Annotated in this window: 8 protein-coding genes; all 8 read right to left on the bottom strand. The window is 50.0% G+C overall.

The features are described from left to right. Positions 1-385: 385 nt before the first annotated feature. From B5D40_RS10500 to B5D40_RS10465, 8 genes are read right to left on the bottom strand one after another with little or no spacing between them, the layout of a single operon-like run. The gene (locus B5D40_RS10500) at positions 386-1,030 is read right to left on the bottom strand and encodes a hypothetical protein (protein ID WP_078776858.1); all 645 of its coding nucleotides are present in this window, start codon (positions 1,028-1,030) and stop codon (positions 386-388) included. After that, complete coding sequence (locus tag B5D40_RS10495) at positions 1,030-1,758, bottom strand: tetratricopeptide repeat protein (RefSeq protein ID WP_078776857.1); 729 nt, start codon at positions 1,756-1,758, stop codon at positions 1,030-1,032. The genes B5D40_RS10500 and B5D40_RS10495 overlap by 1 nt, the downstream gene beginning before the upstream one ends. Before the next feature lie 16 nt (positions 1,759-1,774). Next, entirely contained in the window at positions 1,775-2,803 is a 1,029-nt protein-coding gene (locus B5D40_RS10490; protein ID WP_073302791.1) for a vWA domain-containing protein, read from the bottom strand. Next, on the bottom strand, positions 2,800-3,894 hold the full coding sequence (locus B5D40_RS10485; RefSeq protein WP_078776856.1) for a vWA domain-containing protein: 1,095 nt from the start codon (positions 3,892-3,894) through the stop codon (positions 2,800-2,802). The genes B5D40_RS10490 and B5D40_RS10485 overlap by 4 nt, the downstream gene beginning before the upstream one ends. Then, positions 3,881-4,825 (bottom strand): hypothetical protein, encoded by a 945-nt coding sequence (locus B5D40_RS10480; protein ID WP_095849655.1) that lies wholly within the window; start codon positions 4,823-4,825, stop codon positions 3,881-3,883. Before B5D40_RS10480 ends, B5D40_RS10485 begins: the two co-directional genes overlap by 14 nt. Before the next feature lie 20 nt (positions 4,826-4,845). After that, the gene (locus tag B5D40_RS10475) at positions 4,846-5,733 is read right to left on the bottom strand and encodes a DUF58 domain-containing protein (protein ID WP_078776854.1); all 888 of its coding nucleotides are present in this window, start codon (positions 5,731-5,733) and stop codon (positions 4,846-4,848) included. 1 nt (position 5,734) lies between these two features. Then, entirely contained in the window at positions 5,735-6,721 is a 987-nt protein-coding gene (locus B5D40_RS10470) for an AAA family ATPase (RefSeq protein ID WP_073302797.1), read from the bottom strand. A 7-nt stretch (positions 6,722-6,728) separates the two neighbouring features. Then, positions 6,729-7,562 (bottom strand): hypothetical protein, encoded by an 834-nt coding sequence (locus B5D40_RS10465; protein WP_143394517.1) that lies wholly within the window; start codon positions 7,560-7,562, stop codon positions 6,729-6,731. Positions 7,563-7,604 lie beyond the last annotated feature (42 nt).

Raw genomic sequence — 7,604 nt, 5'->3', positions numbered from 1 at the left:
CCCATCTTTTCGTCGAACAATTTGGAAAACTCGGTCTCGAACTTGTTCCAGTCAATCTTGTTCGCGAGAACGTAGAGGGGGTGCTTGTGGTTCAACTGTTCCTCAAGGGAGCAGAAAAGGCTTGTCTGGGCGTGGGATTTTGGCGGTCTGTACATGAAAAAAATGCAAGGTTTTCAGTCATATTTTAGAAAACCTTGCAATATTTTCACAGGGTAGAAATCAGTTTTTCCCAATAGTTATGCGGGCTGGGCGGGATTTAAGGGACGACTAGGTAGGCAAAGCACCTCGCAGTCTGCGAAAAAAATCCCCCTGCAAAAAAGAAATTCGCGTTTTGAAAAATTTGATGGTGAACTTTTGCTGGAGGATTAAAATCCCCCTCCAAATGCTACCAGTCCTTTTCCGGTCTAGCGACGCCTCGGGCTGGTTTCCAAGGTTTCCGCTCGCCATGTTCCTCATCAAAGTCCTTCAACAGCTGCGAAGCTTCCTGCGGGCTCATTTGCGCAGGCGTTCCTGCGGGCCGTTCGTCGCTTTCCCGAGAATCGCTGGAACTTTCATCCGGCGAACTGGAATTGCCCTCGCCCGAGCCCTGATTGGAATCGCTGGAGTTTCCATTTGAACCGCTGGAGCCGCCGTCATTTCTATCCGATTGAGAATCGCTGCTGGAACTATCCGAAGATCCCGGCTCCGAATTGTCGTTTTGTTGCTGGTTGTCCGAATTGGAATTTTCCGAGTTCTGGTCCTGATTCTTGTCGGAATTGTTTTCGTTTTGAGGATTATTCTGCTTGTTCTGATTTTTCTGTTCATCCTTGGACTCGTCAATCCTGTCCGCCAGCATTTGCAATTTGACGTCGTCCGGATAATACGACAATCCCTCTTTGCAGGTAATCGCCGCCGTCGGCAAACGGTTTTCAATATACTGGTACGCTGCATCCGAATAATACTCGGCAGCGGATTTCGGGGCATTCGCCGCACAAGCAACAGCCGCCAGAACCAATACAATTCGAGTCGCTTTTAAATTTCCGCCAACCATCAAATCACCCCCAAATCATTATCTGCATTGGACTGGTCGATTTTGCTCTTGGGTTTTCGCCCCGCCTTAATATCTATCACATCTTCTATCCGCTGAATGTAAGAGCTAAAGCTAGAAGCCGTCGAATCGCTTGCCATCGTATTTTCCAGCAATTCTTTTGCCGGCGTCCATTGCTCGTTCTTGCACATCTGTAAAGCCCTAGCCAAAATCTGTTTCGCATTTTCCGAAAGTTCGGGCTGCTCCTGATCGTTATTGGGATTCTGCTGGTTCTGCTCTTTTTGCTTGTCGATTTCTTCTTTCAACTTGCGTTGCACAATTTCCACATTGCGTTTCGCATTTTCAAAATCCGGATTCAAATCGATCGCTTTCTTCAAATACCCGACGGCTTCGCGCCACTTGGCAATCCGCTCCGAAGGCTCGCTGGATTTTTCGCCCATCCGGTAAAAAGTATTCGCCAGATTAAACGCCGCCTTGGACGAGAGCGAAGAATCGGGCATTCGCGTAGCGCTTTCCAATTCTTTTTGCGCTTTCTCGTAATCGCCGAGCTTATACAGGCAGGTTCCCATATTGTAAAAAAGAATCGGATTCGACGGTTCGCTCTGACGAGCCTCTTCGTATTTTTCCAAAGCACCTTGAAAATCCCCGTCCGCAAACAATCGGTTTCCGTCATTGATAGGACGGGCATAAGCCGCAGCGGCCACCCAAAATATCAAAAGCCATTTTTTCATTTATACAAAATCCCTATTAGCTGAAACGCCCCGCAAGCTGTTTCCGTTTCTTTCCTCGTTCCGAAAGCAAAGCTTCCGCCAAAAAAAGCAGCGCCGCCATCGCCAAGAAAATCTGATACCGATCCTGGTAATTTTCCATCTGATCCGAAGAAGTGTCCCGTTTTTCCATGCTTTCAATTTCCGAAAGCACTTTCTGCAACTGAAATTCCCCCGGACTGGCGTAAAAATAGCGCGCCCCTGTAATGCTTGCCACTTCCGAGAGCGTCCGCTCTTCCAGCCGGGTCGTCACGATATTTCCAAAACGGTCCTTGTGGTAAGCGACATCACCGTTTTTCGTCGGTTCCGGAATAGGCACGCCTTCTTTAGACCCAATGCCGACCGTGTAAATCCGAATCCCCGCTTCCGCAGCTTCTTTCGCTTTTTCCACAGCCTTCGCATCCTGCTCTTCGCCATCGCTCATCAAAACCATCACCGCGTACTTGGACGGCACCTTGGATCGCTGGAACATCTGCAAGCCCTTATCTATCGCCGCAGCCAAATCCGTTCCCGGCAAAAGCCATCCCGGTTCCAAATCCCGAAGAATCAGCTGAACCGTTCCATAATCTAAAGTCAGCGGCACCAGCGTCTGCGCCTCGCCCGAAAAAGCAACCAAGCCGATTCTATCGCCGGAAAGCGTATCCAAAAACGCCGAAATTTCATGACGGGAACGAATCAGGCGGTTCGGTTTTACGTCTTCGGCAAGCATCGACAACGAAACATCCTGAAGCAAAACGATATCCAGACCTTTGCGTTCAATATGCTCCATTTGCCGTCCCCACTGCGGGCGGGCCAGCGCAATAATCAAAAAGGCGATTCCCAAAAGCAGCAGGCTCGTTTTCGCAATCCGGCGCCACGGCGAAAGCGACACGGCAATTTTCGGAAGCATCGAAATAGAAGCAAATCGGGATGCCAGTTTTTTCCGCCGATGATACGCATAGACAAACAGCAGCAAAAAGAGCGGCAACGTAAACAGGCACCACAAAAAATTCGGCTCGGCAAATCTCATGGAATCCTCACAAATCGCGTATTCGAAAGCACCAGTTCCAGCAAGATCAAAAGCGCACCGGCAAAGAGCCAGGGATAAAATTTTTCGGAATACCGCGCATACGCAATCGTCTGTATTTCCGTTTTTTCCAACTGGTCAATTTCCGAATAGATTTTTTCCAAATCCTCTTTGCTTTCCGCCCGGTAAAAACGCCCGCCCGTACTTGCCGCAATCTCTTTCAGCGTTCTTTCATCCAGCCCGTTTTCAGGAGGAATCGGCTCTTCCGCCCACGAAATATCCCCGGTCCAAGGGTTTCTTTGAAAAGCCAAAAACGTTCCCGATTTTTTTCCGACGCCAATCGTGTAAACCTTGACGCCCAAAGCCTTGGCAACTTCGGCGGCATGCAACGGCGGAACCAGACTTGCATTGTCGTTGCCATCCGTCAAAAGAACGACGACTTTGGATTTCGCGTCGGATTTTTCCAGTCGCGCGAGCGAAGTCATCAGGCCGTCGCCAATCGCCGTGCCATTTCCCGAAGCGGTAGAATCATCTACGCTCGCCAAAATTTCCAGCAAAGCGCCGTAATCCAAAGTCAAAGGAACCAACGTGTAGGAATTTCCCGCAAAAGCCGAAAGCCCGATGCGATCGCTTTCCCGTTTCTGAATAAATTCCGCGATGACCTTCTTGGCGTATCCCAAGCGCGAATAATCCCAGAAACGCCCGCTCTTCAAAACTTTTTCCGCATTCATGACGCCGAGTTTCGCCTGATCCATGCGGGTGAGCATATCCAGAGTTCCCATGGATCCGGACACGTCCAGCGCGAGCATAATATCAACACCATCTGTCGAAGTGTATTCCACTTCCGTTGCGTTTTGCGGACGAGCCAGAGCCACAATAAAACAGCAGAGGGCCGCCAGTCGCAAGGCCGGAACAATATAGCGGGCTTTCGCATGCGAACCTTTCGCCGCTTTTTTCGCCAAAGCCAACGCCGGGAATTTGATGGTACTTTTCCGCTTTCGGGAATGCCACCACCAGTCCGCCACCAGAATCGGCACAAACAGCAGCAAGAAAAAAGCTTCCGGATTTTGAAAATGCAAATTAGCGAGATCCATTTGCCTTCTCCTTCTTTTCTTCGGGAGCGGGCTTGGTGTCTTCCAACAAACGGGAAGCCCAATCGTTCCAGAAAACACCGCGGTCGTCGCCGATTTTCATTTTAGCGAATTTCACCGGATACGTTTCCTTTTCCAATTCCACCAAAGATTGCTTATAGGCTTCCTGCAAGCCGGAAATCTGAGAAATGCGGGACTTCAACTGCAAAAGAGTCGCGTCCAAGATTCCTTCCGACGGGGATTCTCCCAAGAAACGGCGTTCCACATAACGGCGCACGATAAAACTCAGCGACGTATAAAATCCCGCCTGATCTCCCAAGGCCAGCAACTGCCTGTCTTGCAATTCCCGAAGAGCCTGAATCGCTTCTTCGTAAGGCGGAAGCCGTGGCTTTTCTTTTTCCCTGCGGAACTTCTTGTGCAAAAACCAGCCGATCAACACGAGCAAGCCCGCCAAAACGATAACCAAAAACACACGCAACCACGTCGGCAAACGGGAATCTTTCAACGGCCCTTCCACATCGAGAATGTCCTCTTCGGAACCATTCGTACGAGTCACCACCTTGACCGCCACCGGATCCGTCCGGACAATCACCGTATCCGCACCCACAATCGCACGCGCTTCCTGCGGCGCAATCAAAAAATCCCCAGCGACAAAAGTGTTCAGCGTCGCTCGCCAAACAAAACTCTTTTTCTTTCCTTCGGCGAGCAGTTCTTTGTGCTGCATGTCCTTCACTTCAAAGCTGCCCAAATTACCGACAAAGCTAGGCAAATCCACCTGTGCGCTTTCCGGAGCGGTCACATAGATTTCGTAATCAAACCGGTCTCCTACAAAAATCTGCGAAGCGGTCGTCGCCGACCGGACAGACACATCCATCGCCAGCGACGGCACGACTAATGCGCACGCCATCAAAGGCACTTTCCAGAATTTTCCCATTTTTCTAAATCCGAACCTCATCAACTTCGACGCCTCTGCTGCATTCTGAAATGTTCCACGAGCGGAGCCACCGTATCCCGAAACTCGTCATGAACCAGACATTGCACATAATTCACGTTCATCTTCTGAAACAAATTTTTCGTCGCCTTTTGCGCTTTCTTCGCCTCGTACGCAAAAGCTTCACGGAAAGCGGCATCCCCCGTATCGACAAGCATCGTTTCTCCTGTTTCCGGATCTTCAAACTCCACAAGACCCACCGGAGGAAGCTCCGATTCCCTAGGATCCATCACCGAAACGGCCAGCATATCGTGACGCTTTCCAAGAATTTTAAAAGCCGTTTCAAAACCGGCGTCCATAAAATCCGACATCACGACAACCATCGCCCGACGGTTCAAAACTCCGCCCACATATTCGAGCGCCTGCTGCAAATTCGTTCCATGATGTTCCGGCTTAAAATAGAGGATTTCCCGAACCAGACGCAGAACGTGTTTTTTGCCTTTCGCCGGCGGAATAAAAAGTTCCACCTGATCCGTAAAAATCAAAAGCCCGACCTTGTCGTTGTTGCGGACAGCGGCAAAAGAAAGCAGTGCGGTAATCGCCGCCATCGCTTCGCCCTTCATCTCCTTGCCCGAACCGAATTCCGAACTCGAACTGGCATCGACCATCAGCATCAGCGTCAATTCGCGCTCTTCCACAAATTTCTTGATGTAGGGAGTTCCCATGCGGGCGGTCACATTCCAATCGATGGAGCGCACATCGTCTCCGGGAACATATTCGCGGACTTCGCTGAACTCAACGCCATTGCCCTTGAACGAGCTGTGGTAAGCACCCGCCATCATGGCATCCAGCGGGCCACGCACCGACAACTCGATGCGTTTTACCGTTTTGAAAACATCCTTGGACAGCATATTAAGGCACTTCGACCGAATCCAGAATTTTTTGTACGACCAGTTCCGCAGAAACTTCTTCTGCTTCCGCTTCGTAGCTCAAAATAATGCGATGACGGAGAACTTCCATGGCAACCGCCTTTACGTCTTCTGGAGTCACATAGCCGCGCCCTTCGATGAACGCATGGGCTTTCGCCGCTTTTGCAAGGCCAATGGAAGCGCGGGGAGAAGCCCCCACCGAAATAAAGTTCGCCAGTTCGGCTTTTTTAATGCTACCCGGATCGCGGGTCGAAAGAACCAGATTCACAATATACTCGCGAATCCGTTCATCCACATAAATTTCCTTGACCAGCTCACGAGCATTCAAAATATCCTGTTTGTTCGCCACGGCCTGTGGCATTTTCAATCCCGAACCGCTGACCGCTTCCAAAATTTTCATTTCATCGTCTTTGCCCGGGTAGCCGACCTTTACCTTGAGCAGAAAGCGATCCACCTGCGCTTCGGGCAAAGGATAAGTTCCTTCCTGTTCAATCGGGTTCTGCGTTGCCAAAACCAAGAAAGGTTCGTCCAACTTATACGTTTCATCGCCAATCGTAATCATCCGTTCCTGCATCGCTTCCAAAAGCGCGCTCTGCACCTTCGACGGAGCACGGTTGATTTCATCCGCCAAAACCAGATTGGTAAAAAGCGGACCCTTGCGAGTTTCAAAACGGGACTCTTTGGCATTGTAAATCGTCGTTCCAAGCAAATCCGCCGGAAGCAAATCCGGGGTAAACTGGATGCGTTTAAAATCCAGCGAAACCGCATTCGCAAAAGCCTGAACGGCAGTCGTTTTCGCAAGTCCCGGCAAGCCTTCCAGCAAAATATGCCCATCGGCAAGAATCCCGGTGAGAATGCTCTTCACCATATCCTTTTGCCCGATGACAGTTCCTTCCACTTCGCGTAAAAGATCCACGCAAAAATGTCCGCGGTCCTTAATTTTTTCAGAAAGTTCCTGAACGTTTGTCATATTGTCCTCATTCGTCTTCTTGAATATTTAAAAGTTTCGACGCCGTTTTCCACGACTCCTTATTTTGGAAAGCATCTCGTTCTCCGCCGCCATAACGAGCATGCGCAAATTCATCCAGCAAGGGTTGCCAGCCGTCCAAAAGCCCGTTCTTCGCCAGATCCTCCAGATTGTCGTTTCCAAAACGCCGCATAGCCCATGATTTACAAATTTTTTCCAAATCGAGCAACCACATCCGGCTATCCGCCTTGGCGACCCGTTTTTTCAGCAGCAAAAATTGCTCCGCCAAAGCATCTTCATCTCGCTTTTCCTGTTTTGCTTTCGCCGACAAACGATTTTTTCGCCGCCATAGCAACGCCACAAAAACCGAGAGCAAAACGAAAATTCCCCCGCCCAAAGCAGCATAAGCACCCACATGTGCGGGCTCGCCAATGTGAAACATCACGCTTTCGGATTCCAATTCAAAAGGTCCATTCGCCGACGGAATCTGGAAACGCAGTGCCGGAATCGAAACCGTGCCCGTATCGTCCGCAGAAAGCGTCCAAATAAACCGCGTATGAGAAACGGACTTGTCTCCAAGAACTTTGCGAAAATGTTCCTCGCGAACGCCCAGCTGAGTAATTCCCTTGGCATTCGCCGAACTCGCCGGAAGAATCAAAACGGCACTCTGCCCCGCCGGAGCCTGCCAGGAAATATCGACCTTAAATTCAAAAGTATCGCCCTTCAAAATCGTTTGCGGGAGCGAATCCGTGCGAACGGACAAATCCATTTTCACGGGTTCCACGACAGCGTCCACCGCCGCAGAATCTGCAATCATACTATTTTGCAAAGAATCCGTCATCATCGAAAAAGAATATAAAAATCCCCATTTCAAAAACAGTCACAA

The sequence above is a fragment of the Fibrobacter intestinalis genome (assembly GCF_900167415.1).
In the GTDB taxonomy this organism is placed as follows: domain Bacteria; phylum Fibrobacterota; class Fibrobacteria; order Fibrobacterales; family Fibrobacteraceae; genus Hallerella; species Hallerella intestinalis.
Note: the sequence above shows the minus strand (reverse complement) of the source record. Positions and strands in the feature narration are given on the sequence as shown.

Excerpts from the sequence above, each read along its gene's own strand:
- B5D40_RS10500 (WP_078776858.1), bottom strand. The coding sequence starts at position 1,030 with ATGGTTGGCGGAAATTTAAAAGCGACTCGAATTGTATTGGTTCTGGCG.
- B5D40_RS10495 (WP_078776857.1), bottom strand. The coding sequence starts at position 1,758 with ATGAAAAAATGGCTTTTGATATTTTGGGTGGCCGCTGCGGCTTATGCC.
- B5D40_RS10490 (WP_073302791.1), bottom strand. The coding sequence starts at position 2,803 with ATGAGATTTGCCGAGCCGAATTTTTTGTGGTGCCTGTTTACGTTGCCG.
- B5D40_RS10485 (WP_078776856.1), bottom strand. The coding sequence starts at position 3,894 with ATGGATCTCGCTAATTTGCATTTTCAAAATCCGGAAGCTTTTTTCTTG.
- B5D40_RS10480 (WP_095849655.1), bottom strand. The coding sequence starts at position 4,825 with ATGGGAAAATTCTGGAAAGTGCCTTTGATGGCGTGCGCATTAGTCGTG.
- B5D40_RS10475 (WP_078776854.1), bottom strand. The coding sequence starts at position 5,733 with ATGCTGTCCAAGGATGTTTTCAAAACGGTAAAACGCATCGAGTTGTCG.
- B5D40_RS10470 (WP_073302797.1), bottom strand. The coding sequence starts at position 6,721 with ATGACAAACGTTCAGGAACTTTCTGAAAAAATTAAGGACCGCGGACAT.
- B5D40_RS10465 (WP_143394517.1), bottom strand. The coding sequence starts at position 7,562 with ATGATGACGGATTCTTTGCAAAATAGTATGATTGCAGATTCTGCGGCG.